At 56.9% G+C, this 25021-nt stretch carries 21 protein-coding genes; 18 read left to right on the plus strand and 3 right to left on the minus strand.

The genetic code is table 11. From position 1 onward, the window contains the following. Positions 1 to 99 precede the first annotated feature (99 nt). From ccoN to ccoP, 4 genes are read left to right on the plus strand one after another with little or no spacing between them, the layout of a single operon-like run. On the plus strand, positions 100 to 1707 hold the full coding sequence (gene ccoN / locus BLU89_RS15505) for a cytochrome-c oxidase, cbb3-type subunit I (protein WP_074737786.1): 1608 nt from the start codon (positions 100 to 102) through the stop codon (positions 1705 to 1707). Between the two features lie 16 nt (positions 1708 to 1723). Further along, entirely contained in the window at positions 1724 to 2452 is a 729-nt protein-coding gene (gene ccoO / locus BLU89_RS15510) for a cytochrome-c oxidase, cbb3-type subunit II (RefSeq protein ID WP_074737755.1), read from the plus strand. A gap of 11 nt (positions 2453 to 2463) precedes the next feature. Then, positions 2464 to 2649 carry a CcoQ/FixQ family Cbb3-type cytochrome c oxidase assembly chaperone gene (locus BLU89_RS15515; RefSeq protein WP_074737756.1) on the plus strand — a complete coding sequence of 62 codons (186 nt, stop codon included), beginning with the start codon at positions 2464 to 2466 and terminating at the stop codon, positions 2647 to 2649. Further along, the gene (ccoP, locus tag BLU89_RS15520; protein ID WP_074737757.1) at positions 2646 to 3509 is read left to right on the plus strand and encodes a cytochrome-c oxidase, cbb3-type subunit III; all 864 of its coding nucleotides are present in this window, start codon (positions 2646 to 2648) and stop codon (positions 3507 to 3509) included. The genes BLU89_RS15515 and ccoP overlap by 4 nt, the downstream gene beginning before the upstream one ends. A gap of 149 nt (positions 3510 to 3658) precedes the next feature. Here the strand turns inward: ccoP and BLU89_RS21580 are convergent, their stop codons facing one another. Then, complete coding sequence (locus tag BLU89_RS21580) at positions 3659 to 3817, minus strand: hypothetical protein (RefSeq protein ID WP_176797714.1); 159 nt, start codon at positions 3815 to 3817, stop codon at positions 3659 to 3661. 101 nt (positions 3818 to 3918) lie between these two features. Here BLU89_RS21580 and BLU89_RS15525 point away from each other — a divergent pair, with 101 nt between their 5' ends. From BLU89_RS15525 to nusG, 7 genes are all read left to right on the plus strand, one after another. Further along, positions 3919 to 4794 carry a LysR family transcriptional regulator gene (locus BLU89_RS15525; protein WP_074737758.1) on the plus strand — a complete coding sequence of 292 codons (876 nt, stop codon included), beginning with the start codon at positions 3919 to 3921 and terminating at the stop codon, positions 4792 to 4794. A gap of 102 nt (positions 4795 to 4896) precedes the next feature. Further along, on the plus strand, positions 4897 to 6324 hold the full coding sequence (ccoG, locus tag BLU89_RS15530) for a cytochrome c oxidase accessory protein CcoG (RefSeq protein WP_074737759.1): 1428 nt from the start codon (positions 4897 to 4899) through the stop codon (positions 6322 to 6324). Between the two features lie 2 nt (positions 6325 to 6326). Next, positions 6327 to 6785 (plus strand): FixH family protein, encoded by a 459-nt coding sequence (locus BLU89_RS15535; protein WP_074737760.1) that lies wholly within the window; start codon positions 6327 to 6329, stop codon positions 6783 to 6785. 4 nt (positions 6786 to 6789) lie between these two features. Beyond that, on the plus strand, positions 6790 to 8967 hold the full coding sequence (locus BLU89_RS15540) for a heavy metal translocating P-type ATPase (protein WP_074737761.1): 2178 nt from the start codon (positions 6790 to 6792) through the stop codon (positions 8965 to 8967). A 5-nt stretch (positions 8968 to 8972) separates the two neighbouring features. Next, positions 8973 to 9131, plus strand: coding sequence for a cbb3-type cytochrome oxidase assembly protein CcoS (ccoS, locus tag BLU89_RS15545; protein WP_074737762.1), 159 nt, complete (start codon positions 8973 to 8975; stop codon positions 9129 to 9131). Positions 9132 to 9211: 80 nt separating this feature from the next. Continuing rightward, a complete protein-coding gene (gene secE, locus BLU89_RS15550; protein WP_074737763.1) occupies positions 9212 to 9409 on the plus strand; it encodes a preprotein translocase subunit SecE in 198 nt (65 codons plus the stop codon). Positions 9410 to 9599: 190 nt separating this feature from the next. Further along, positions 9600 to 10133: a transcription termination/antitermination protein NusG gene (gene nusG, locus BLU89_RS15555; RefSeq protein WP_074737764.1), complete on the plus strand. Its 534-nt coding sequence runs from the start codon at positions 9600 to 9602 to the stop codon at positions 10131 to 10133. A gap of 116 nt (positions 10134 to 10249) precedes the next feature. Here the strand turns inward: nusG and BLU89_RS15560 are convergent, their stop codons facing one another. Both BLU89_RS15560 and BLU89_RS15565 read right to left on the minus strand, forming a co-directional pair. Beyond that, positions 10250 to 10840, minus strand: coding sequence for a hypothetical protein (locus BLU89_RS15560; protein ID WP_143030592.1), 591 nt, complete (start codon positions 10838 to 10840; stop codon positions 10250 to 10252). A 549-nt stretch (positions 10841 to 11389) separates the two neighbouring features. After that, positions 11390 to 12613: a peptidoglycan-binding domain-containing protein gene (locus tag BLU89_RS15565; protein ID WP_074737766.1), complete on the minus strand. Its 1224-nt coding sequence runs from the start codon at positions 12611 to 12613 to the stop codon at positions 11390 to 11392. A gap of 382 nt (positions 12614 to 12995) precedes the next feature. Here BLU89_RS15565 and rplK point away from each other — a divergent pair, with 382 nt between their 5' ends. The 7 genes from rplK to rpoC all read left to right on the plus strand — a co-directional run bounded on the left by rplK (position 12996) and on the right by rpoC (position 24988). Continuing rightward, entirely contained in the window at positions 12996 to 13445 is a 450-nt protein-coding gene (gene rplK / locus BLU89_RS15570; RefSeq protein ID WP_037314971.1) for a 50S ribosomal protein L11, read from the plus strand. 1 nt (position 13446) lies between these two features. Continuing rightward, complete coding sequence (gene rplA / locus BLU89_RS15575) at positions 13447 to 14145, plus strand: 50S ribosomal protein L1 (protein ID WP_074737767.1); 699 nt, start codon at positions 13447 to 13449, stop codon at positions 14143 to 14145. Between the two features lie 214 nt (positions 14146 to 14359). Next, positions 14360 to 14935, plus strand: coding sequence for a Rieske (2Fe-2S) protein (locus BLU89_RS15580; RefSeq protein ID WP_074737787.1), 576 nt, complete (start codon positions 14360 to 14362; stop codon positions 14933 to 14935). Between the two features lie 406 nt (positions 14936 to 15341). Continuing rightward, entirely contained in the window at positions 15342 to 15860 is a 519-nt protein-coding gene (rplJ, locus tag BLU89_RS15585; protein ID WP_074737768.1) for a 50S ribosomal protein L10, read from the plus strand. A 79-nt stretch (positions 15861 to 15939) separates the two neighbouring features. Beyond that, positions 15940 to 16314: a 50S ribosomal protein L7/L12 gene (rplL, locus tag BLU89_RS15590; protein ID WP_010441182.1), complete on the plus strand. Its 375-nt coding sequence runs from the start codon at positions 15940 to 15942 to the stop codon at positions 16312 to 16314. A 249-nt stretch (positions 16315 to 16563) separates the two neighbouring features. Continuing rightward, a complete protein-coding gene (gene rpoB, locus BLU89_RS15595) occupies positions 16564 to 20697 on the plus strand; it encodes a DNA-directed RNA polymerase subunit beta (RefSeq protein ID WP_074737769.1) in 4134 nt (1377 codons plus the stop codon). A 49-nt stretch (positions 20698 to 20746) separates the two neighbouring features. Then, positions 20747 to 24988 (plus strand): DNA-directed RNA polymerase subunit beta', encoded by a 4242-nt coding sequence (rpoC, locus tag BLU89_RS15600; protein ID WP_074737770.1) that lies wholly within the window; start codon positions 20747 to 20749, stop codon positions 24986 to 24988. Positions 24989 to 25021 lie beyond the last annotated feature (33 nt).

The raw sequence follows: 25021 nt of genomic DNA on the forward strand, positions 1-25021 counted from the left end.
ATCAAAGCAGCAAAATTGACCTCACTGCATTACGACAAGCAGTCAAATTGGTTTCGCGCGGCATGAAGAATCGCGCGGGGCATGGCAAAGGGACGCAATATGTCAAATTACATCAAGCTGATCGTGCTTGGGCTGGTGGTGCTGTTCGCAGCCATCGGGTCCAATTATGCACGGGATTTGGCGTATCAGGTGCACGCAATACTGGTGATGATTATCGCCGCCGGGTTGTTCATCTGGACGCTTAGAAACACAGATGAGCCAGATATTCTTGTAGATCGCTCGGCGGAGTACATGGACGACGTGATCCGCTACGGCGTGATTGCGACCGCGCTTTGGGGTGTGGTAGGGTTCTTGGCGGGAACCTTCATTGCGTTCCAGCTGGCCTTTCCGGTACTGAACTTCGAGTGGGCGCAGGGCTATGCCAATTTTGGCCGCTTACGGCCATTGCATACATCTGCGGTCATCTTTGCCTTTGGAGGTAACGCGCTGATCGCGACCTCGTTCTACGTGGTGCAGCGCACAAGTGCGGCGCGCCTTTGGGGCGGTAATCTGGCATGGTTCGTCTTCTGGGGCTATCAGCTGTTCATCGTTCTGGCCGCCACTGGCTATCTGCTGGGCGGAACCCAGTCGAAAGAATATGCCGAGCCTGAATGGTATGTCGACCTGTGGCTGACCATTGTCTGGGTGGCTTATCTGGCGGTCTTTCTGGGTACGATCGTAAAACGGAAAGAACCCCACATTTATGTGGCCAACTGGTTCTATCTGGCCTTCATCGTCACCGTTGCCATGCTGCATCTGGTCAACAACATGACCATTCCGGTCAGCATCTGGGGATCGAAATCGGTCATCGTCTGGTCGGGCGTGCAAGACGCCATGATCCAGTGGTGGTATGGCCACAACGCCGTGGGCTTCTTCCTGACTGCCGGCTTCTTGGGCATGATGTACTACTTCATTCCGAAACAGGCCGAGCGTCCGGTCTTTAGCTACAAGCTGTCGATCATTCACTTCTGGGCGATTATCTTCCTGTATATCTGGGCCGGTCCGCACCACCTGCACTATACTGCGTTACCTGACTGGGCCTCGACGCTGGGCATGGTATTCTCGATCGTGCTGTGGATGCCGTCCTGGGGTGGTATGATCAACGGTTTGATGACCCTATCGGGTGCATGGGACAAGCTGCGCACAGACCCGGTGATCCGTATGATGGTGATCGCTGTCGGCTTCTACGGCATGTCGACCTTCGAGGGTCCGATGATGTCAATCCGCGCCGTGAACAGCCTTTCCCACTACACCGACTGGACCATCGGTCACGTGCACTCGGGCGCACTGGGCTGGAACGGCATGATCACCTTTGGTGCTCTGTACTTCCTGGTTCCTGTCCTGTGGAAGCGTGAGCGTCTTTATTCGCTGCAAATGGTCAGCTGGCACTTCTGGCTCGCCACCATCGGTATCGTTCTGTACGCCGCGTCGATGTGGGTCACCGGTATCATGGAAGGCCTGATGTGGCGTGAGGTGGACGCCAACGGCTTCCTGGTGAACTCGTTCGCTGACACCGTTGCCGCCAAGTTCCCGATGTATGTGGTGCGCGGTCTGGGTGGGGTCATGTTCCTAGCTGGCGCCGTGATCATGTGCTACAACCTGTGGATGACTGTACGGAAAGCGCCGGCCAAAGAGGCCAGCCTGACCGTCGCAGTCCCGGCTGAATAGAGGGAGGGCCGGAGCAATGGCAATTCTCGACAAACATAAGATCCTCGAGACCAACGCGACCCTCCTGCTGATCTTCAGCTTTCTGGTCGTGACCATCGGTGGCCTGGTGCAGATCACCCCGCTGTTCTACCTAGAGAACACCATCGAGAAGGTGGAGGGTATGCGTCCCTACACCCCCTTGGAGATGGCAGGGCGTGACATCTACATTCGTGAAGGTTGCTATACCTGTCACAGCCAGATGATCCGCCCGATGCGGGATGAGGTCGAACGCTATGGCCACTACTCGCTGGCGGCAGAATCGATGTATGACCACCCCCACCAATGGGGTTCCAAGCGTACCGGGCCCGACCTGGCCCGCGTGGGAGGTCGCTATTCGGATCAGTGGCAGGTGGATCACCTGCGCAATCCGCAGTCGGTTGTGCCGGAATCGGTGATGCCAAAATACGGCTTCCTTGAGCACCGTAAGATTGATGGCAAATACATCGGTGATGTTATGGCTGCGAATGCGCTGGTCGGTACACCCTATACCGACGAGATGCTGGAGAACGCGCAAGCCGACTTCCGCGCTCAGGCCGACCCGGACAGCGACTATGATGGGCTGCTGGAGCGCTATGGTGAAAAGGTGAACGTGCGCAACTTTGATGGTCAGCCAGAACTGACCGAGGCTGATGCGTTGGTCGCTTATCTGCAGATGCTGGGCACGTTGGTCGATTTCTCGACCTTCACCCCAGACGCAAGCCGCTAAGGAGGGTTGTGATGGAAGAGTACACACTCCTCAGGCAGTTCGCGGATAGCTGGATGTTGCTGCTGTTGTTCGCCTTCTTCGTTGGCATCGTGATCTGGGTTTTCCGCCCAGGTGCCAGCAAGGAATACAAAGACACCGCCAGTATCCCCTTCCGGCATCAAGACAAACCCGCCGAATCCAAGGAGGCGAGGAAATGAGCAAGACACCTGATAAACAGCCGGGTGATCCGAATACAACGGGTCATAGCTGGGACGGTATCGAGGAATTCGACAATCCAATGCCGCGCTGGTGGCTGTGGACCTTCTACGCCACCATCATCTGGGCGGTGATCTATACGATCCTGTACCCGGCATGGCCGCTGGTTCACTCGGCGACGGCAGGTGTGTTGGGCTGGTCCTCGCGTGAGCTGGTTCAGCAAGACATGATTGCCTTTGAAGAGGCGAACGCGCCCTTGAACGCCAAGTTGGTGGAAACTTCGCTGGATGACGTCGCCAAGGATGCCGAGCTGCAGCAATACGCCGTCAACGCAGGGGGCGCTGTATTCCGAACCTGGTGCGCGCAGTGCCATGGCTCGGGTGCGCAGGGTGCGCCAGGCTTCCCGAACCTGCTGGATGACGCATGGCTGTGGGGCGGTACTCTGGAGGATATCGAGTACACCATTGCCCACGGTATCCGTAACGAGGAAAGCGACGATGCGCGCTATTCCGAGATGCCGGCCTTTGGTGAAATCCTCGAACATGACGAGATCACTCAGGTGGTTCAATATGTCATGTCTCTGACCAATGCGCAGACCGACGATGCGGCGGCGCAGGCGGGTAAGGTTGTGTTTGAGGATAACTGTTCTTCGTGCCATGGCGAAGATGGCAAAGGTGATGTCACACAAGGCGCGCCAAACCTGACCGATGCGATCTGGCTTTTTGGTGGTAGCGAAGAGGCGTTGACTGAAACAGTCACCAACAGCCGCTTTGGCGTCATGCCCGCGTGGGAAACCCGCCTGACTGACGCGCAGGTCCGCGCTGTGTCAGCTTATGTCCACCAGTTGGGTGGCGGTCAGTAAGGATCAAAAGAACACCTCCGGGCGGTTTTCCGCCCGAAGGCTGAGGCACCGGCTGTTCAATCTGTTCGCGCGTTTCCAGAACAGCCGGTGCCGATTTTCAAACAATAGGGCTGTGCCTCGCCGCGGTCCAGATACAGCTTCAATCAGTATCAAAGATCGTTCAGGTCCACCGCGCGCGGATGTTTTATCCACCAATGATTTTCGGGCAGCCAGCGCCGCTTGTGGTGACCGGGTTTTGGCGCGTCGCGTATATGAGGGGCGTCAATACGGGTCGCGGTCATGAAGGATCTGGCAAAAACGGTCAGCATGGGTTTTCTCCTGTCCAAGATTGGCTCTGATCACAAGGATTGACCTTCGGCGCGCTGAATGCGACTCAATTACTGTTTCGTTGTGTAAGTGTGGATTACATATGGATTGGCTTTCCCTACCCCCGATGGCCGCGCTCAGGGCTTTTGCGGCCTTTGCCGAGAAACGTAATGTCATCGAAGCTGGTGCCGCGTTGAACGTCAGTCATGCGGCCATCAGCCAGCAGCTGCGCGTGCTTGAGACACATCTGGGTGCGGCCTTGCTGGATCGCAGCGGCAAGGCGCTGACCCTGACTGCGGACGGAGAGCATCTGGCGCGAGCTCTGCTTCTGGGATTCGGTGCGATGGAGGCCGCCGTGGGTGATCTGGCGAGATCAGGTCAGGATCGGCCGGTGCATGTGTCACTGACGTCATCCTTTGCGGCCTCGTGGTTGATGCCGCGCCTTCCGGCCTTTCGCAAAACCCACCCCGAAGTGAACCTGATCCTCGATCCATCTGCTGAAGTGGTCGATCTGCGCCCGGGTGGTATTGATATCGCCATTCGTTATGGACCCGGCGGTTGGGCCAGTGTCCAGTCGGAAATGTTGCTGCAGTCGCCGGTGGTCATCGTTGCTGCCCCCAAGCTGTTGGGTGGCAAGTCGTCTCTGACACCGACCGAACTTGCCCAATTGCCCTGGCTGGAAGAAATTGGCACCACCGAGGCAACGACATGGCTTGCAGAACATGGCGTCGGACCGGCACGGGGCGCAGGCCGGACTGAACTGCCGGGCAATCTGGTGCTGGATGGTTTGCGCGCCGGGCAAGGGGTGACCGTCACCGTGCGACATTTCGTCGAGCAGGATATTCAGGCCGGTCGAATCGTCGAGCTCTACGCCGAGCCAGATACACGCGGTTACCATATTGTGACGGCAAATACGGCACTTAGGCCTGCGGTCAAAACTTTTGTCTCGTGGTTAAGACGCCAGGCGCGCGAAACGTGATAAAAGGTGTCTGTACGATGCGCGTTTTGACCCATGTCAAAGTTCCTATGCTTGTGATCTGGAAGAACACACACTCAGAAGAGCCAGTCCCGGAGCCAGCCTGTGAGCGATTCCAACCCGACCCCCAGCCTTTACGCCGCCAGAGAACCGATTTACCCAAGACGAGTCTCAGGCCCGTTCAGAAACCTCAAGTGGATCATCATGGCGGTGACACTGGGCATCTACTATGTAACGCCGTGGTTCAGGTGGGATCGGGGGCCTAGCCTCCCGGATCAGGCGGTCCTGCTGGATCTGGCGAACCGGCGCTTTTACTTCTTCTGGATCGAAATCTGGCCGCACGAGTTCTATTTCGTCGCTGGGCTTTTGATCATGGCGGGGCTGGGATTGTTCCTGTTCACCTCGGCGCTTGGTCGCGTTTGGTGCGGGTATGCGTGCCCGCAGACCGTATGGACTGACCTGTATATTCTCGTTGAACGCTGGATCGAGGGGGATCGTAATGCGCGTTTGCGGTTGCATCGTCAGAAAAAACTGGATTTCCGCAAGGCGCGTCTGCGGCTGACCAAATGGGTTGTCTGGTTCTTCATCGGGCTGGCGACCGGCGGTGCGTGGGTCTTTTACTTTGCTGACGCGCCGACATTAGCGCGTGATCTGGTGACTGGAAATGCGCATCCGGTAGCTTACACCACGATGTTGATCTTGACAGCGACGACCTTCTTTTTTGGCGGCTTCGCGCGTGAACAGATTTGTATCTATGCCTGCCCATGGCCGCGCATTCAGGCTGCGATGATGGACGAGGATACTCTGGTCGTCGGCTATCGCGAATGGCGAGGTGAGCCGCGTGGCAAGGGAAAACGTACAGAGGATAGCGAACTGGGCGATTGCATTGATTGTATGGCCTGCGTGAATGTCTGCCCGGTCGGGATCGACATCCGCGATGGGCAGCAGTTGGAATGCATCACCTGTGCGCTTTGCATTGACGCCTGTGACGACATGATGGCCAAGATCGGCAAGCCACGTGGTCTGATCGACTATATGGCGCTAAGCGATGAGACGCGCGAACGCGAAGGTCATCCGCCAAAGAATGTGTGGAAACACGTCCTGCGTCCGCGCACGATCCTGTATACCACTTTGTGGTCGCTGGTCGGATTTGCCCTGCTCTTTGCCCTGTTCATCCGGTCGGATATCGACCTGACCGTGGCCCCGGTGCGGAACCCGACTTTCGTGACCCTTTCGGACGGCACGATCCGCAACACCTATGACGTTCGACTGCGCAACAAGCATGGTGAAGATCAACCCTTCAAACTGACGATTGCGGGTGATCCGTCGATGCAGATCGAAATCGAAGGCGTCGAAGGTGACACTGTAAATGTCACAGCAGATACGGCACAATTGACACGCGTCTACATCACGGCCTTGAAAGACACTGGTCCTGCGGCGGCTGACAGCACATCGGTTCGTATCTGGGTCGAGGATCTGGAAAGTGGCGAACGGGCCTATAAAGACACCACGTTCAACGGACGAGGAAACTGAGGATGGCAGAACGTCAATTCACTGGGAAACACGCACTTGCGGTATTTGTCGTGGCCTTTGGTGTGATCATAGCGGTGAACCTCATCCTGGCTTATAGCGCGATCAAGACGTTCCCAGGGCTGGAAGTAAAGAACTCATACGTCGCCAGCCAGGAATTCAACGAACGTTTGCGGGAACATCAGGCGCTGGGCTGGGAAATCAAGGCTGAGCTGACCGGGGGGCTGTTGGTTGTGCACATCACCGACCAGACCGGTTCACCTGTTGAAGTTGCTGAGTTGCAGGCCGTCGTCGGACGCGCAACCCATGTGAAAGATGACTTTTCACCTGACTTTACTTTTGATGGCGTCACCTACGCTGCTCCGGCCGCGCTGGGCAAAGGTAACTGGAATATTCGCCTTGTGGCCAAGGCAAAAGACGGCGCCGAGTTTGCACAGCGTGTGCCGCTGTATGTGAAGGGCTAGAGGGATGACAGTACAAGCCACTCCGGCCTCGGCGGCTTGTCCCGGTTGCATCGCGGCCCCGGCAGAACCGGTTCGGCCAATTCCCGAGGATGTGCAGATTGCCTTGTCTCTGCCGGGCATCCATTGTTCGGCCTGTATCTCTACTGTTGAGCGTGAGTTAAATGCCCATCCCGGTGTCGAGGATGCGCGGGTCAATCTGACGCTCAAACGCGCGATGGTCAAAGCGGCTCCGGATACTCGTGCAGTCGATCTGATTCCGGTGCTGGAGCGCGCCGGTTTTGAAGCGCACGAACTGGACCCGGGTGCGCTGTCGGCCACGCAATCCGACAAGGCCGGGCGCGATCTGCTGATGCGGCTCGCGGTGGCGGGCTTTGCCTCAATGAATGTGATGCTGTTATCGGTTTCGGTCTGGTCTGGTGCCACCGACGCGACGCGCGACATGTTCCACTGGATTTCGGCAGCGATTGCGCTGCCCGCAATTGCGTTTTCGGCCCAACCCTTCTTTACCAATGCCTGGAGCGCGCTGCGCGTGCGCCGGTTGAACATGGATGTGCCGATAGTTCTGGCGATCCTTTTGGCGCTGGTAACGTCGATTTGGGAAACGGCACTTAGCGGTGAACACGCCTATTTTGATGCCGCCCTGACATTGACCTTCTTTTTGTTGGCGGGCCGGTATCTCGATTATCGCACCCGTGCCGCTGCGCGTTCCGCAGCCGAAGAACTGACAGCGCTCGAGGTCCCTCGGGCGATTCGTCTGGTGGATGGGACCGAGGAGGAGGTCGCCGTCGTCAATCTCAATTTGGGTGATCTGGTTCTAGTACGCCCCGGGGGGCGTATGCCGGTGGATGGCGAAATTGTCTCGGGCCAGTCCGAACTGGACCGATCTCTGCTGACCGGGGAAACCCTTCCTGTCTTTGCCGAGGTGGGGCTGAATGTCAGTGCTGGTGAGGTCAATTTGACCGGCCCGTTAACCATCCGTGCCACCGCGGTTGGCGAGGACACGTCGCTGCACCGCATGGCGGATCTGGTGGCCATCGCTGAATCGGGCCGGTCACGCTATACCTCGCTGGCGGACAAGGCGGCCAAGCTTTATGCGCCGGGGGTGCATATACTGTCGGCGCTCAGCTTTGTGGGGTGGTATATCTATTCCGGCGATATTCGCACCGCGCTAAACATCGCCGCCGCTGTGCTGATCATTACTTGCCCTTGCGCACTGGGGCTGGCGGTGCCGGCGGTGACCACCGCCGCCTCGGGTCGGTTGTTCCGCAACGGGATGCTGATCAAACACGCTACTGCGCTAGAGCGTCTTGCCGAGGTCGATACGGTGGTGTTCGACAAGACCGGCACGCTCACCTCTGGCGCACCCGAGTTGACCGATCTTGGTGATCATTCGCGCGGCGATCTGCAAGTGGCCTTGGCCTTGGCCGAGGCGTCTTCGCACCCCTTGTCGCAGGCCCTTGCAAAAGCCGCACGCGAGGCCGGGATCAAGCCCGCCACCCTGCGCGACGTTCTCGAAGTGCCGGGCTATGGCACTGAAGGGCTCTTTCAAGATCAGCGCGTCCGTTTGGGCCGTGCAGCTTGGGTTGATGGCGAGGATGATGAGCAGACCACGGCCTGGCTCGCGATTGGATCGCGCCCGCCGCTGCGCTTTGCCTTCACGGACAGCCTTCGCGCCGGTGCGACAGAGGCCGTCGCTGCGTTCCGCGCGGCGGGCAAGGACGTCATCCTGATTTCCGGCGATACGCAAGGCGCGGTGCGGGCTTTGGCAGGCAAGCTCGGCATCGAAGACTGGATTGCCCAAGCCCTGCCCCAGGACAAAGCCGCCAAGGTGCAGGAACTAAGCGATCAGGGTCGGCATGTCCTGATGGTTGGCGACGGGTTGAATGATACGGCTGCACTGGCAGCGGCGCATGTGTCTATCTCTCCAGCTTCGGCGCTGGACGCGGCGCGGGTGGCGTCGGATATCGTATTGCTGGGTAATGATCTGTCGCCAATTGCCGAGGCCTGCAATACGGCGGTCATGGCGACACGCCGGATTCGCGAGAATTTCCGTATCGCCACCGTCTATAATGTAATCGCCGTGCCGCTGGCTGTCGCCGGTTTGGCGACACCACTGATCGCGGCCTTGGCGATGTCTACCTCGTCGATTACGGTGTCTCTGAACGCCCTGAGATTGAGGTGAATCCCATGGAAGTGCTTGCCTATCTGATCCCGATTTCCCTGCTTTTGGGTGGGGTTGGGCTTGTGGCGTTTATCTACACCGTGCGCTCGAACCAGTATGAGGACCCCGAGGGCGATGCACGCCGCATTCTCAGCGACGAATGGGATGACAAACCCAAGCCGTGACAGGGGCGTCAACAACCCTTGAAATTGCCTCAATGCCCGGCTATGTCCGGCCCATCCGCTAGCAGAGAGATAGAAGCCTCATGGCCACCTTAAACCCGATCCAGTTCATTCAGCAGGTCCGAGCCGAAGTTTCCAAGGTCGTCTGGCCGACCCGGCGAGAGGTGCTGCTGACCACGGTCATGGTGTTTATCATGGCAGCGCTGACGGCTGTCTTCTTCGCACTGGTCGATCTGGGTATTCGGGGCGGCTTGCAGCTGATTCTGGGCGCGTTCGGCTAAGCCCGTCCGGGGCCGGTGGAATCGCCATTGCCCCTTGCAGAGCGCGCCGTGTCAGAGTAGGTGACACGGAACTATTCGGAATGGGCGTGCGGCGATTCGAGCTGCGCGCCGCTTTTTATTCCGGGTGGCGTGATAGATTTTCAACGATGGGCGCGGTCGCGACCCAAAGGCAAACAAGGACGACAGGTTCATGGCGAAACGGTGGTACTCGGTCAGCGTTCTTTCGAATTTCGAAAAGAAGATCGCAGAGCAGATCCGCACGTCGGTGGCTGAACAGGGCCTTGAGGACGATATCGACGAAGTTCTGGTGCCCACCGAAGAGGTAATCGAAGTGCGCCGCGGCAAGAAGGTCACGACCGAACGCCGCTTCATGCCGGGTTACGTGCTGGTGCATATGGAAATGTCCGATCAGGGCTACCATTTGGTCAACTCGATCAACCGGGTCACCGGCTTTCTGGGCCCGCAGGGTCGTCCAATGCCGATGCGCGATGCCGAGGTGAACCAGATCCTCAACCGCGTTCAGGAAGGTGAAGACGCGCCTAAGCTGATGATCAGCTTCGAGATCGGCGAGAAGGTTAAGGTCAACGACGGCCCGTTCGAAGATTTCGACGGTATGGTCGAAGGTGTGGACGACGACGCGCAGAAGCTGAAGGTCTCTGTTTCGATCTTTGGACGCGAAACGCCGGTCGAGTTGGATTTCACGCAGGTTACCAAGCAGAGCTGAATTAGCTTACAAATAGGTTTTTTGGACGTTGCGGTGCCTTTGGCGGCGCGACGCTTGCTTTGCATGATCTATTTGGCTCTTCCGATTTATCTTGGGATATGGAATGCGCGCCGCATTCAGTCAATGACTAGTGTGCAGGGTTTGGCTACTAGTTCAATAAGCGCAAAAGGCACCTCGGCGTCCACTACAACGGCCCAAATTGGATTATCACTCGCGCGCGTCTGAAAGGCGCTCTCCACAATAAAGGCGCCGGGCAGCAGGTCAAAGCGGTCTATCTTATACCCGGACTCATCAATAAATGTGAAACTTGTACGTTTACGTAGATGAGGGTGATGGCGATTGTGTGCGCCAGCTTGAGAAAAAACAGAACCAAATGCGCAAATAGGTTCTTCGAAAGACAACAAGATTGCGCCGGAGCCCATGTTCAATCTCGAAACGATCCCATTCAGTTCACCATTCGTTAGCCATGAATAGCTTGCGGGGTCTACGCGCAAGAGAAAAGCGTTTGCCCAGTCAAAGTTCTGTTTTTTGCCATACATTACAGAGAGACTTGTCACCGTGAGAGGGGGGTGCGTCTTCGCAAATTCAGGCCATTTGCCAAACACGAAGCCTTTGATTTTTGTTCCTACCTTAATTCTACCTTGTCCGTCGAAGTTCAGGCGCTGTTCTGAGGTAGGGCTTAGATTCCGGTATTTTACTTCTTCCATCGCACTTAACATTGCAGGAGATACAGCCAGTACGAGAACGAACGCGAGAAAACGCAGTGCAAGTTGTATCCGAGCTTCTAAGTGGCCAACATGGTCTAGATTGGTTCGCGAAGTGATCATCTGTGTAATTTGCATTTTTGGAATTTGGTTGGTGTAATCTGACGAGAAATAGTGGGTTCTTTACCCTACCACAAGCTGGGTGCTAAGCGACTGTTTGCTTGCACTTCATTGTATTGGGACTACCCACCTGCCAATCCCCGACGCCCCTTCGGGCAGGGCCGCAACGAAATTCGGACCAGATTTTTTCGTTGGAAATTACCGGTATCGCGCCTCCGCATCGGACTACACAATATAAACCAGTTGGGTGCAGCCATCAGGCCACCGTATTGATCTTTGGCCTAAGCCTCGGTGGGGCGGCGTTTTATGCAAGTTACTAAATAGAGCTGAGCTGGCTCGGCAATGCTATATAAAACACCGCGAAGCATCAGGCTGCGCGGCGTTTTGTTTGCATGAGCCTTGCAAATATCTACACGCGTTTCGCGTATCGACCTAATTCGCCTGAACCATGGCTGCGCGCAGCAGTTGCGGGCGGTCGGTCTGGGATGGCAGGAAGACAGCCTGTGATCCGGCGTCCAGTGCCGTCAGGCTTGCATCATACCATTGCATAGCAAGGTCGCGGCGCTCCTGCACTCCGAAGCCTTCGCGCAGATGGTGACCGATCAGTTCGCCATAGGCAGGCTCGCCCATCGCGACCAACATCAGCGCAGAGCCAACTGCAGTGTCCATATTGTCCTGACGGTAGCCAATTGCCAGACAAACCTTGCTTGTCGCGGCAAGGTCTGCGGGGCTTAGCCCCGAATCCAGTGCCAGCTTGCGAACCTGGGTTTCAGCCTCTGCTTTTGAGCTAAGCGACAGGGCGTCAACTTGCGTCGCCAACATCTCACCATACGAGCTGCATTGGGCGTTTATCTGATCCGGTGTCAGCCCCTGGATATCTTGAATCAGATCCTCGCCACGCGCCATCGCATAGCTGCGGGCTAGGCAGAACTGCTCGCTGAGTGCAAAATCAGCATCCGTCATATTCGACAGCGTTGTGTAACCGCCATTGGTCGAGGTTTGCAGCATCACCCCGCTACAGCGATTGGCCAGAGAGGGGCCTCCGGTCCCGCCGGAAAACAGACTCGGCAGACTGGCAGTTGTTGTTTCAGCGGAATTCGCCTCGGGCTCCGGTTCTTGAGGAGCCACAACCGGGACGGTTGGTGTTGGTGCCTGAGGTGCGGCCGCCAGAGCAGAGCCGGTCTGAACCTGTCGACGATAAGCCATCAATAGGGGCTGACCCGAAAGTTGAGTCGTCGCCTGGCCACCACTGGTCGCCCAGTAATATCCCTGCATCAGGAATTCGCGCTGATAAGGCTGGAAATCGTATCCGTTCACCGGATAGCCCATCGAAACCTGATAGCGTTCGATGGCCGTGCGGGTGCCGCGACCGACCTGACCATCGACCCGTCCGGCGTTATAACCAAAATAGTTGAGGGCGGTCTGGGTCTGCGCACCTTGCGTGGTCGACGGGATGCCTGGTCGGTAGGTTCGTGTGGTCCTTGTTGTCGTCCGGGCCTGCTGTTTCTTCTGCTGGTCCCTACCAATGGCGTAACCTATGACACCACCAACGACAGCACCGCCCAGGATTTCGCCAGCATCGGCGCGCGCGGTCTGAGGAGAAGACGCCGCGAATGATATCGCGATGCCAAGCGTTACTATCAAACGAATGATCATAATTAACCTCCACCAATAAATCTATTTTCACAGATTATAGCACAGCAGCGAGTGTGAATGTGAGACTAAGACCAAAACTCGGTCAACTGGCCGACTTACAAGAGCTTTTGCTGAACTTATGAATTCTTGATGGTTGGCACGATCGCGTCTGTCCCACCGTGTATCCCATAGGTCAGTGGATACTCACCCGGGGTTTGATTCGATAATCCGGAATGTAAAGCGGCAGGCCACTTGCCAACACCACTATTCCCCTATACATGCCGCCTCTATCGTCTTCGGGCGAGAGTCTCTCGTGGGAGGTTGCTGGGATCGCGATCCCGGATCGGACCACGCAACATAAACCGGGTGGGACGCGTCCTGCCTACGTTGAAAGGAAAACCAAATGGCCAAGAAGCTTGCTGGTACAATGAAACTGCAGGTTCCTGCAGGTCAGGCGAACCCGTCGCCGCCAGTTGGTCCGGCGCTGGGTCAGCGCGGCATCAACATCATGGAATTCTGCAAGGCGTTCAACGCCAAGACCGCAGACATGGAGCAAGGCGCGCCTTGCCCGACCGTGATCACCTACTATCAGGACAAGTCCTTCACCATGGACATCAAGACGCCGCCCGCGTCTTATTACCTGAAAAAAGCGGCCGGTCTGAAGCCGGTTGGCAAGCGTAACCGCCCTCGTGGCGCGGAAAACCCAGGTCGTGAGACCGTGGCTACCGTGACCAGCAAGCAGGTTCGCGAAATCGCCGAAGCCAAAATGAAAGATCTCAACGCCAACGACGTCGAAGGCGCAATGCAGATCATCCTGGGCTCGGCCCGCTCTATGGGCATCGAGGTGAAGTAAGATGGCAAAACTCGGTAAACGTACGCGCACCGCGCGCGAAGCTTTCGCTGGCAAGGCAGAACTGTCGGTGGAAGAGGCGGTTGCACTGGTTAAGGCCCACGCAACTTCGAAATTCGACGAAACCGTCGAGATCGCACTGAACCTGGGCGTTGACACTCGCCACGCGGACCAAATGGTTCGTGGCGTTGTCGGCCTGCCGAACGGCACCGGTAAAACGATGCGCGTAGCTGTGTTCGCCCGTGGCCCCAAAGCCGACGAAGCGAAAGAAGCTGGCGCGGATATCATTGGCGCAGAGGACCTGATGGAAACCATTCAGGGCGGCACCATCGAATTCGATCGCTGCATTGCTACCCCGGACATGATGCCGATCGTCGGTCGTTTGGGTAAAGTTCTGGGCCCCCGCAACCTGATGCCGAACCCCAAAGTTGGCACCGTGACCATGGACGTGAAAGCGGCCGTGGAAGCAGCCAAGGGCGGTGAAGTTCAGTTCAAGGCGGAAAAAGGCGGCGTTGTGCACGCCGGTGTTGGCAAAGCGTCCTTCGACGAAGCCAAGCTGGTTGAAAACGTCCGCGCCTTCATCTCGGCCGTGGCCAAGGCCAAGCCGACCGGTGCCAAAGGTACCTACATGAAGAAAATCGCGCTGAGCTCGACCATGGGCCCCGGCGTGACGCTGGATGTGGCTGCTGCTGCGGGCGAGTAAGCCTTAGCGCAGAACTGCGAAGATTTGATCCCGGGTGGTGCGAACTGCCCGGGATTTTTGGTTCACCTCGAGCATAAATGCGCGTTTGGTCACACGCCTTGGTCCTGTTTGTTGTACGCAAGCATGGATATTGTCACTGGCAATCATCCTTTGTTTGTTTGATGGATGGTTTTCTAACAAACAAAGCCGAAATGCGATGTATAGGCAGGTGAGAATGAAGTCCAAGAGCGTATTTCTCTGCTACTTGGCCGCATCGACGGGATTGGTGACGGTCGCAATTGGACTATATTTTTTGCTCGCCAGTATGCAGCCGACTGCGGACGTTGTGGCTAAGTATCAAACTCGCCTGCAGTCTATTTCGGTAGAAGACTGGGAGCCTGGTGAAGTCAGGACTTTTATTTTTTATGGAATGCCCGTTCTTCTGTGGCGTCGTGATCTTAAGGAAATTGCTACGGCGATGGCACAATTTGATCCCGAAACTTCTAAGGATGAATGGTCTGAGGTACTGGAAAATGGGGCGCTTGAGTTCGAAATCGGCCGGGACGCATACACAAACCTGGAATGGTTTATTGCGAGCCCCATAAATGTCGGGGGCTACGGGTGCGTTGTTCTTGCTAAAGCAGGAGACTACGACGGCTTTTTTGATCCTTGCCAAAGTGTGCACTTCGATATGTGGGGCCGTCCCAAACAGGGGCCGTCAATGGAAAATCTAGTGATACCCCCGGCTCAATTCACCGAAGACCGCCGGTCCATTCTATTTGACCTCTCGAAAATGCCATCGACGAGATGACTTGCCATCCGCTTTGTGAACATCCGAGAGAGTCAAAGAGGGTTTCATCAATCGCACGCAATTTGACGCATTTTGACACGATCCCGGGGCGTTAAAGGGGTCGAATGTGATGTTGCCGCCAAACCGCAATTTACCCCTTGGAAACCCCCGCTATCTGCCCTAAATAGGGCTGCGGAATAAAGCGTGCGATTCGTCGTGCGCTTTATTTTGTTTCGTCCAAGACGGTGGGTGGGTCCATATGGCCCCTTAATTCCCTGCCTGAGACGGGTAAGACCAAAGAATTTCGGGGGTTCTGACCCTCGGGCGAATTTTGGCTCAACCCCGTAACAACGGACCTGAACGCCGGGGCGTAAGCCGCGGCAAATATGAGCCGGGGTGAGATTTCATCCCAAACTTGGAGAGAACTGTGGATAGAGCCCAGAAAGAGAAAGTGGTCGAGGAACTCGGCCAGATCTTCGAAAGCTCTGGCGTCGTAGTGGTTTCGCACTACGCCGGTCTGACAGTTGCCGAGATGCAGGACCTTCGCGCACGTGCTCGTGACGCGGGTGGCGCCGTGCGTGTTGCCAAGAACAGGCTCGCCAAAATCGCCCTCGACGGAAAGCCATGTGAGAGCATTGCTGACCTGCTGACGGGTATGACCGTTCTGACCTATTCCGAAGACCCCGTGGCAGCAGCCAAGGTGGCCGAGGACTTCGCCAAGGATAACAAGAATTTTGAGATTCTTGGTGGTGCAATGGGTGAGAATGCTCTGGACCGCAAAGGCGTCGAAACAGTTTCGAAAATGCCGTCTCGTGAAGAGCTTATTGCTTCGATCGTTGGCTGCATTGGCGCACCTGCTTCGAACATCGCCGGCGCGATTGGCGCACCTGCAAGCAACATCGCAAGCATCCTTTCCACCATCGAAGAGAAGGCGGAAGCTGCGTAAGCGGTTGGCACTGAATGATCTGCGTAGGGTATCTACCCTGACGTTGGAACACACACTGTAAACGGAAAGAGCTGATAAAATGGCTGATCTGAAAGCACTCGCAGAAAGCATCGTGGGTCTGACCCTGCTGGAAGCACAAGAACTGAAAACCATCCTCAAAGACGAGTACGGCATCGAGCCTGCAGCTGGCGGCGCCGTAATGGTCGCAGCCGGTGGCGACGCCGGTGGCGCAGCTGAGGAAGAAAAAACCGAATTCGACGTCGTTCTGAAGAACGCCGGCGCTTCGAAAATCAACGTGATCAAAGAAGTTCGCGGCATCACCGGTCTGGGCCTGAAAGAAGCCAAAGAACTGGTCGAAGCTGGCGGCAAGATCAAAGAAGGCGTGTCGAAAGACGAAGCCGAAGAAGTCAAAGGCAAGCTGGAAGCAGCTGGCGCCGAAGTCGAGCTGGCCTAAGCCAATCGACAGGTGCATCGCTGATGCGCCGCAAAAATTGGCTGGGTCCGGAGAAATCCGGGTCCAGCCGAACCTGTCTTAGCAAGGGCCTCTGACCGGGGCGTTTTCTAAGACACGGTTTTCGGATCGGGAGGCTGCCATTCGGGACGGTGGCCACGAATTGATCCGGACGTGTTGTCTCTAATGTGCAAGATGCCGGGGCCCGACGGTGTCTTTGTCCGCTGAGAACATCGAAAGGTGACATCTGACATGGCTCAATCGTTCCTTGGCCAGAAACGTCTTCGGAAATATTACGGCAAAATCCGCGAAGTGCTGGAAATGCCGAACCTCATTGAGGTCCAGAAATCTTCATATGATCTATTCCTGCGCTCCGGCGATGCAGATGTGCCCGCAGACGGCGAAGGCATCAAAGGCGTGTTCCAGTCGGTTTTCCCGATCAAGGATTTCAACGAAACCTCCGTTCTGGAGTTCGTGAAATACGATCTGGAAAAACCCAAATACGACGTCGAAGAGTGCATGCAGCGCGACATGACCTATAGCGCGCCGCTGAAAGTCACTTTGCGTCTGATCGTGTTTGATGTCGATGAGGACACTGGCGCCAAGTCGGTCAAGGACATCAAGGAACAGGACGTGTTCATGGGCGACATGCCCTTGATGACACCGAACGGGACATTCATCGTGAATGGTACCGAGCGTGTGATCGTGTCCCAGATGCACCGCTCGCCCGGTGTGTTCTTTGATCATGACAAGGGCAAAACCCATTCCTCGGGCAAGCTGCTGTTTGCCTGCCGCATCATCCCGTACCGCGGCAGCTGGCTGGACTTTGAGTTCGACGCCAAGGACATCGTGTTCGCCCGTATCGACCGTCGCCGCAAACTGCCTGTGACAACCCTGCTTTATGCTCTGGGTCTGGACCAGGAAGCGATCATGGACGCGTATTACAATACCGTGTCCTACAAGCTGGACAAGAAGAAGGGGTGGATCACACCATTCTTCCCTCAGCGTGTACGCGGTACTCGCCCGACCTATGATCTGATTGACGCAAAATCCGGTGAGGTGATTGCTGAAGCAGGCAAGAAAGTCACACCGCGCGCGGTCAAGAAGCTGATCGACGAAGGTAGTGTGACCGACCTTCTGGTTCCGTTTGAAAACATCGTTGGCAAGTTTGTCGCCAAGGACATCATCAACGAAGAAAACGGCGCGATCTATGTCGAAGCCGGTGATGAACTGACGCTGGAATACGACAAAGACGGCGAATTGATCGGCGGCACCGCGAAAGAGCTGATCGACGCGGGTGTCACCGACATTCCGGTTCTAGACATCGACAACGTCAATGTCGGCCCCTACATGCGCAACACCATGGCCGCAGACAAGAACATGGGTCGCGACACCGCGCTGATGGATATCTATCGCGTCATGCGTCCGGGTGAGCCGCCCACCGTCGAAGCCGCTTCGGCTCTGTTCGAAACGCTGTTCTTCGACAGCGAGCGTTACGACCTGTCTGCCGTTGGCCGCGTGAAAATGAACATGCGTCTGGCTCTGGATGCGCCTGACACACTGCGCACGTTGCGCCGCGAAGACATCGTGGCCTGCATCAAAGCGCTGGTGGAACTGCGTGACGGCAAGGGTGACATCGACGATATCGACCACCTCGGCAACCGTCGTGTGCGTTCGGTCGGCGAACTGATGGAAAACCAGTACCGCGTTGGCCTGCTGCGCATGGAGCGCGCGATCAAAGAGCGTATGTCGTCGGTCGAGATCGACACTGTCATGCCGCAGGACCTGATCAACGCGAAACCGGCTGCTGCTGCTGTCCGCGAATTCTTCGGCTCATCGCAGCTGTCGCAGTTCATGGACCAGACCAACCCGCTGTCGGAAGTCACCCACAAACGCCGTCTCTCGGCGCTTGGCCCCGGTGGTCTGACACGTGAGCGTGCGGGCTTTGAGGTTCGTGACGTACACCCGACCCACTATGGTCGGATGTGCCCGATTGAAACGCCGGAAGGCCCGAACATCGGTCTGATCAACTCGCTGGCCACCTTTGCCCGCGTGAACAAGTATGGCTTTATCGAAACACCGTACCGCGTCGTCAAAGACGCCGAGGTGACCGATGAGGTTCATTACATGTCCGCGACCGAGGAAATGCGTCACACTGTGGCGCAGGCGAACGCGACACTGGATGCGGATGGCAAGTTCATCAACGATCTGGTTTCGACCCGTCAGTCCGGCGACTACACACTCGCCCCGCGCGAGAATGTGGACCTGATCGACGTGAGCCCGAAACAGTTGGTATCGGTTGCTGCATCGCTGATTCCGTTCCTTGAAAATGACGACGCCAACCGCGCCCTGATGGGTTCGAACATGCAACGTCAGGCGGTTCCGCTGCTGCGCGCCGAGGCACCGCTGGTCGGTACCGGAATCGAGGAAAAAGTTGCCATCGACTCGGGCGCTGCGATCCAGGCGAAACGTGCAGGTATCATCGACCAGGTCGATGCTCAGCGTATCGTTATCCGTGCGACTGAGGATCTGGAACTGGGCGACGCTGGCGTTGACATCTATCGTCTGCGCAAATTCCAGCGTTCGAACCAGAACACCTGCATCAACCAGCGTCCGCTGGTGAAAGTGGGTGACACTGTCACGAAAGGCGAGGTTGTCGCCGATGGTCCGTCCACCGATATCGGTGAACTGGCACTTGGTAAAAACGTGGTCGTCGCGTTCATGCCTTGGAATGGCTACAACTACGAAGACTCGATCCTGATCTCGGAACGTATCGCGCGCGATGACGTCTTTACCTCGGTCCATATCGAGGAATTCGAAGTCGCCGCCCGTGACACCAAGCTGGGCCCGGAAGAGATCACCCGTGACATTCCGAATGTCGGTGAAGAAGCGCTGCGTAACCTCGACGAGGCTGGCATCGTTTACATCGGCGCGGATGTTGAGCCGGGCGATATTCTGGTCGGCAAGATCACTCCGAAGGGCGAAAGCCCGATGACCCCGGAAGAAAAGCTGCTGCGCGCCATCTTTGGTGAAAAAGCATCTGACGTGCGCGACACCTCGCTACGTGTGAAGCCGGGCGATTACGGTACGGTCGTTGAGGTTCGTGTCTTCAACCGTCACGGTGTGGAAAAAGACGAGCGTGCGCTGCAGATCGAGCGTGAGGAAGTCGAACGTCTGGCCCGTGACCGGGACGACGAGCTGGCGATCCTTGACCGCAACATCTATGCGCGTCTGCAAGGCCTGATCCTGGGTAAAACCGCTGTCAAAGGCCCCAAAGGCGTCAAGCCTGGGTCGGCGATCACCGAGGACCTGCTGGAAACTCTGACCCGTGGTCAGTGGTGGCAGCTGGCGTTGGAAGACGAGAAAGATGCACAAATCGTCGAAGCTCTGAACGAACAATACGAAGTGCTCAAGCGCGCTTTGGACGCTCGTTTCGAAGACAAGGTTGAAAAAGTCCGCCGTGGCGACGATCTGCCACCGGGCGTGATGAAGATGGTTAAAGTCTTCATCGCTGTGAAGCGTAAGCTTCAGCCGGGTGACAAGATGGCCGGTCGTCACGGGAACAAAGGTGTGATTTCCAAGGTTGTTCCGATGGAAGACATGCCGTTCCTGGCCGATGGTACGCCGGTTGACTTCTGTCTGAACCCGCTGGGTGTGCCTTCGCGTATGAACGTCGGTCAGATCCTTGAAACCCACATGGGCTGGGCCGCGCGCGGTCTGGGTCTGAACATCGACGACGCTCTGGGTGAATACCGCCGTTCCGGCGACCTGACCCCAGTTCGCGAAGCGATGAAACTGGCCTATGGCGAAGATGTCTATGAAGAAGGCATTGTCGGTATGGACGAGGATCACCTGATCGAGGCTGCGGGCAATGTTACCCGTGGTGTTCCGATCGCGACCCCGGTCTTTGACGGTGCCAAAGAGGCTGACGTCAACGACGCGCTGGTGCGTGCGGGCTTCTCGCAAAGTGGTCAGTCGATCCTGTTCGACGGTCGTACGGGTGAGCAATTCGCGCGTCCGGTGACCGTGGGCATCAAGTACCTGCTGAAACTGCACCACCTTGTGGATGACAAAATCCACGCGCGTTCGACCGGGCCCTACAGCCTGGTTACCCAGCAGCCGCTGGGTGGTAAGGCGCAGTTCGGTGGTCAGCGCTTTGGTGAGATGGAAGTCTGGGCTCTGGAAGCTTACGGCGCCGCCTACACCTTGCAGGAGATGCTCACCGTTAAATCGGATGACGTCGCCGGCCGGACCAAGGTCTATGAGTCGATCGTCAAGGGCGAGGATAACTTTGAAGCGGGCGTACCGGAATCGTTCAACGTTCTGGTTAAAGAAGTCCGCGGCCTCGGCCTGAATATGGAACTCCTGGATGCGGAGGAAGAGTAGGGGCGGCAACGCCCCAAACTCATCCCATCCCAATTTGTAAGGACGCAAAATGAACCAGGAAATCACCAATAACCCGTTCAACCCGCTGACGCCGCCGAAAGTCTTTGACGAAATCAAAGTCTCATTGGCGAGCCCTGAGCGGATTCTGTCTTGGTCCTATGGCGAGATCAAGAAACCCGAAACCATCAACTACCGGACGTTCAAGCCCGAACGTGACGGTCTGTTCTGCGCGCGTATCTTTGGCCCGATCAAAGATTACGAATGTCTGTGCGGCAAATATAAGCGGATGAAGTATCGCGGCGTTGTCTGCGAGAAATGCGGTGTGGAAGTCACCCTGCAGAAAGTCCGCCGCGAGCGTATGGGCCACATCGAACTGGCAGCACCCGTCGCACACATCTGGTTCCTGAAATCGCTGCCGTCCCGCATCGGTCTGATGCTGGACATGACGCTGCGCGATCTGGAACGTGTTCTGTACTTTGAAAACTACGTTGTCATCGAGCCGGGTCTGACTGACCTGTCTTACGGCCAGATGTTGAACGAAGAAGAGTACATGGACGCACAAGACGTCTATGGCATGGATGCGTTCACCGCCAATATCGGTGCCGAAGCCATCCGTGAGATGCTGGCCCAGATCGATCTGGAAGCCGAAGCCGAGCAGCTGCGCGCTGATCTGGCCGAAGCAACTGGCGAATTGAAGCCCAAGAAGATCATCAAACGCTTGAAGGTTGTTGAATCCTTCCTCGAGTCGGGCAACCGGCCTGAGTGGATGGTTATGACTGTAATTCCGGTCATCCCACCGGAACTGCGTCCGCTGGTTCCGCTGGATGGTGGCCGTTTTGCGACCTCGGATCTGAACGATCTGTATCGCCGCGTCATCAACCGGAACAACCGTCTGAAGCGTCTGATCGAACTGCGCGCGCCTGACATCATCGTCCGCAACGAAAAGCGGATGCTGCAGGAATCCGTTGACGCTCTGTTTGACAATGGTCGCCGTGGCCGCGTGATCACCGGCGCCAACAAGCGCCCGCTGAAATCGCTGTCGGACATGCTGAAAGGGAAACAGGGTCGCTTCCGTCAGAACCTTCTGGGTAAGCGCGTCGACTTCTCGGGCCGTTCGGTCATTGTGACCGGCCCCGAACTGAAGCTGCACCAGTGTGGTCTGCCCAAGAAGATGGCGCTGGAGCTGTTCAAGCCGTTCATCTACTCGCGCCTTGAAGCCAAAGGTCTTTCTTCGACTGTCAAGCAGGCGAAGAAACTGGTCGAGAAAGAGCGTCCCGAAGTGTGGGATATTCTTGACGAGGTGATCCGCGAACACCCGGTCATGCTGAACCGTGCGCCGACGCTGCACCGTCTCGGTATCCAGGCGTTCGAGCCGGTTCTGATCGAAGGTAAAGCCATCCAGCTGCACCCGCTGGTCTGTTCGGCATTTAACGCCGACTTCGACGGTGACCAGATGGCCGTTCACGTCCCGCTGAGCCTTGAGGCCCAGCTGGAAGCGCGTGTTCTGATGATGTCGACGAACAACGTTCTGTCGCCTGCAAACGGCGCGCCGATCATCGTTCCGTCGCAGGATATGATCCTGGGTCTGTACTATGTGACCCTGGAACGCGAAGGCATGCCGGGTGAAGGCAAGGTCTTTGGTTCAATTGACGAAGTTCAGCACGCGCTGGACGCCGGTGAAGTGCATCTGCACACCAAAATCACCGCGCGGATTGCGCAGATCGACGCCGAAGGCAATGAAGTTCAGCAGCGTTTCGAGACCACTCCGGGTCGTCTACGTCTGGGTGCCTTGCTGCCGATGAACAACAAGGCTCCGTTCGAACTGGTCAACCGCCTGCTGCGGAAGAAAGAAGTGCAGCAGGTGATCGACACCGTCTACCGTTACTGCGGTCAGAAAGAGTCGGTCATTTTCTGTGACCAGATCATGTCGATGGGTTTCAAAGAGGCGTTCAGGGCAGGCATCTCGTTCGGTAAGGACGATATGGTTATCCCGGACGACAAGTGGGGTATCGTCGATGAAACCCGCGGTCAGGTGAAGGACTTTGAACAGCAGTACATGGACGGTCTGATCACTCAGGGCGAAAAGTACAACAAAGTTGTCGATGCCTGGTCAAAATGTAACGACCGCGTCACCGAGGCGATGATGAGCACGATCTCGTCATCGGAGCGGGCAGCGAATGGTTCTGAACAAGAGCCGAACTCGGTCTACATGATGGCCCACTCCGGCGCGCGTGGCTCGGTCACTCAGATGAAACAGCTGGGCGGTATGCGTGGCCTTATGGCTAAGCCGAACGGCGACATCATCGAGACGCCGATCATCTCGAACTTTAAAGAGGGTCTGACCGTTCTCGAGTACTTCAACTCGACCCACGGTGCCCGTAAGGGTCTGTCGGATACCGCTCTGAAGACGGCGAACTCGGGTTACCTGACCCGTCGTTTGGTCGACGTGGCGCAGGATTGCATCGTTCGCGAGATCGACTGCGGCACCGAACGCGCGATCACGGCCGAAGCCGCAGTTAATGACGGTGAGGTTGTATCCTCGCTGGCCGAACGTGTGCTGGGCCGTGTGTCTGCGGACGATGTTCTGCGTCCGGGAACGGATGAAGTTCTGGTCGCCGCAGGTCAGCTGATCGACGAACGTATGGCTGATATCATTGATGAAGCTGCTGTTGCGTCAATGCGTATCCGTTCGCCTCTGACCTGTGAGTCCGAGGAAGGTGTTTGTGCGACCTGCTACGGTCGTGACCTTGCGCGAGGTACTCGGGTCAACACGGGTGAAGCTGTCGGCATCATCGCCGCGCAGTCCATCGGTGAACCCGGTACACAGCTGACGATGCGGACTTTCCACATCGGTGGTGTTGCCCAAGGTGGCCAGCAATCGTTCCAGGAAGCCAGCCAAGACGGTGTGGTTTCGTTTGAAAACCCGCAAGTTCTGACCAATTCCGCAGGTGAAATCCTGGTGATGGGCCGGAACATGAAGCTGGTGATCAAAGACGAACACGGCGAGGAACGTGCCAGCCACAAGCTGGGCTATGGTTCCAAGCTGTTCGTCAAGGACGGTGCCAAGGTTGCCCGCGGTGACAAGCTGTACGAATGGGACCCCTACACCCTGCCGATCATCGCCGAGAAAGCCGGTACTGCGAAATACGTTGATCTGGTTTCGGGCATTGCCGTCCGCGACGAGACCGACGATGCAACCGGTATGACCCAGAAAATCGTGATCGACTGGCGCGCCGCCCCCAAAGGCAGCGATCTGAAGCCCGAGATCATTCTGGTCGGTGAAGATGGCGAACCGGTCCGCAACGATGCGGGCAACCCGGTTCACTATCCGATGTCGGTGGATGCGATCCTGTCGATCGAAGACGGTCAGGAGATCGAAGCTGGTGAAGTCGTTGCGCGTATCCCGCGCGAAGGCGCCAAGACCAAGGACATCACCGGTGGTCTGCCGCGTGTGGCCGAACTGTTCGAAGCCCGTCGTCCGAAAGATCACGCGATCATTGCAGAAGCCGATGGTTACGTGCGCTTTGGTCGCGACTACAAGAACAAGCGCCGTATCAGCATCGAACCGGCTGATGAATCCATGGAGACCATCGAGTACATGGTGCCCAAGGGTAAGCACATCCCGGTCGCCGAAGGTGACTTCATCCAGAAGGGTGAATACCTGATGGACGGTAATCCGGCTCCGCATGACATCTTGTCCATCATGGGTGTCGAAGCGCTGGCGGATTACATGATCGACGAAGTGCAGGATGTTTATCGTCTGCAGGGCGTGAAGATCAACGATAAGCATATCGAGGTCATCGTGCGTCAGATGCTGCAGAAGTGGGAGATCCTGGATTCAGGCGACACCACCCTGCTGAAAGGCGAACATGTCGACAAGCAAGAGTTCGACGCAGCCAACGAGAAGACCCTCTCGCGTGGTGGTCGTCCGGCTCAGGGTGAACCGATCCTTCTGGGGATCACCAAAGCCTCGCTGCAGACACGTTCGTTCATCTCGGCGGCGTCGTTCCAGGAAACCACCCGCGTTCTGACCGAGGCTTCGGTTCAGGGCAAGAAAGACAAGCTGGTTGGCCTGAAAGAGAACGTCATCGTTGGTCGCCTGATCCCCGCCGGTACCGGTGGCGCCACTCAGGCCGTTCGTCACATTGCGCAGTCGCGTGACAATGTGGTCATCGAGGCCCGCCGGGAAGAGGCCGAAGCCGCTGCGGCTCTGGCAGCTCCGATGATGGATGACGATATGGTCGGCGATGAGCTGGACGTTCTGGTGGAAACACCGGAAAGCCGCGAGTAAGCAATCTTTCATACCCAAAAATTAGGCTCCGCA

The organism is Ruegeria halocynthiae, from assembly GCF_900106805.1.
GTDB lineage: Bacteria > Pseudomonadota > Alphaproteobacteria > Rhodobacterales > Rhodobacteraceae > Ruegeria > Ruegeria halocynthiae.

What these genes read in the sequence shown, in the direction of transcription:
- ccoN (WP_074737786.1), top strand. Translation starts at nt 100, where the DNA reads ATGTCAAATTACATCAAGCTGATCGTGCTTGGGCTGGTGGTGCTGTTC.
- ccoO (WP_074737755.1), top strand. Translation starts at nt 1,724, where the DNA reads ATGGCAATTCTCGACAAACATAAGATCCTCGAGACCAACGCGACCCTC.
- BLU89_RS15515 (WP_074737756.1), top strand. Translation starts at nt 2,464, where the DNA reads ATGGAAGAGTACACACTCCTCAGGCAGTTCGCGGATAGCTGGATGTTG.
- ccoP (WP_074737757.1), top strand. Translation starts at nt 2,646, where the DNA reads ATGAGCAAGACACCTGATAAACAGCCGGGTGATCCGAATACAACGGGT.
- BLU89_RS21580 (WP_176797714.1), bottom strand. Translation starts at nt 3,817, where the DNA reads ATGCTGACCGTTTTTGCCAGATCCTTCATGACCGCGACCCGTATTGAC.
- BLU89_RS15525 (WP_074737758.1), top strand. Translation starts at nt 3,919, where the DNA reads ATGGATTGGCTTTCCCTACCCCCGATGGCCGCGCTCAGGGCTTTTGCG.
- BLU89_RS15535 (WP_074737760.1), top strand. Translation starts at nt 6,327, where the DNA reads ATGGCAGAACGTCAATTCACTGGGAAACACGCACTTGCGGTATTTGTC.
- BLU89_RS15540 (WP_074737761.1), top strand. Translation starts at nt 6,790, where the DNA reads ATGACAGTACAAGCCACTCCGGCCTCGGCGGCTTGTCCCGGTTGCATC.
- ccoS (WP_074737762.1), top strand. Translation starts at nt 8,973, where the DNA reads ATGGAAGTGCTTGCCTATCTGATCCCGATTTCCCTGCTTTTGGGTGGG.
- secE (WP_074737763.1), top strand. Translation starts at nt 9,212, where the DNA reads ATGGCCACCTTAAACCCGATCCAGTTCATTCAGCAGGTCCGAGCCGAA.
- nusG (WP_074737764.1), top strand. Translation starts at nt 9,600, where the DNA reads ATGGCGAAACGGTGGTACTCGGTCAGCGTTCTTTCGAATTTCGAAAAG.
- BLU89_RS15560 (WP_143030592.1), bottom strand. Translation starts at nt 10,840, where the DNA reads ATGGAAGAAGTAAAATACCGGAATCTAAGCCCTACCTCAGAACAGCGC.
- BLU89_RS15565 (WP_074737766.1), bottom strand. Translation starts at nt 12,613, where the DNA reads ATGATCATTCGTTTGATAGTAACGCTTGGCATCGCGATATCATTCGCG.
- rplK (WP_037314971.1), top strand. Translation starts at nt 12,996, where the DNA reads ATGGCCAAGAAGCTTGCTGGTACAATGAAACTGCAGGTTCCTGCAGGT.
- rplA (WP_074737767.1), top strand. Translation starts at nt 13,447, where the DNA reads ATGGCAAAACTCGGTAAACGTACGCGCACCGCGCGCGAAGCTTTCGCT.
- BLU89_RS15580 (WP_074737787.1), top strand. Translation starts at nt 14,360, where the DNA reads ATGAAGTCCAAGAGCGTATTTCTCTGCTACTTGGCCGCATCGACGGGA.
- rplL (WP_010441182.1), top strand. Translation starts at nt 15,940, where the DNA reads ATGGCTGATCTGAAAGCACTCGCAGAAAGCATCGTGGGTCTGACCCTG.
- rpoB (WP_074737769.1), top strand. Translation starts at nt 16,564, where the DNA reads ATGGCTCAATCGTTCCTTGGCCAGAAACGTCTTCGGAAATATTACGGC.
- rpoC (WP_074737770.1), top strand. Translation starts at nt 20,747, where the DNA reads ATGAACCAGGAAATCACCAATAACCCGTTCAACCCGCTGACGCCGCCG.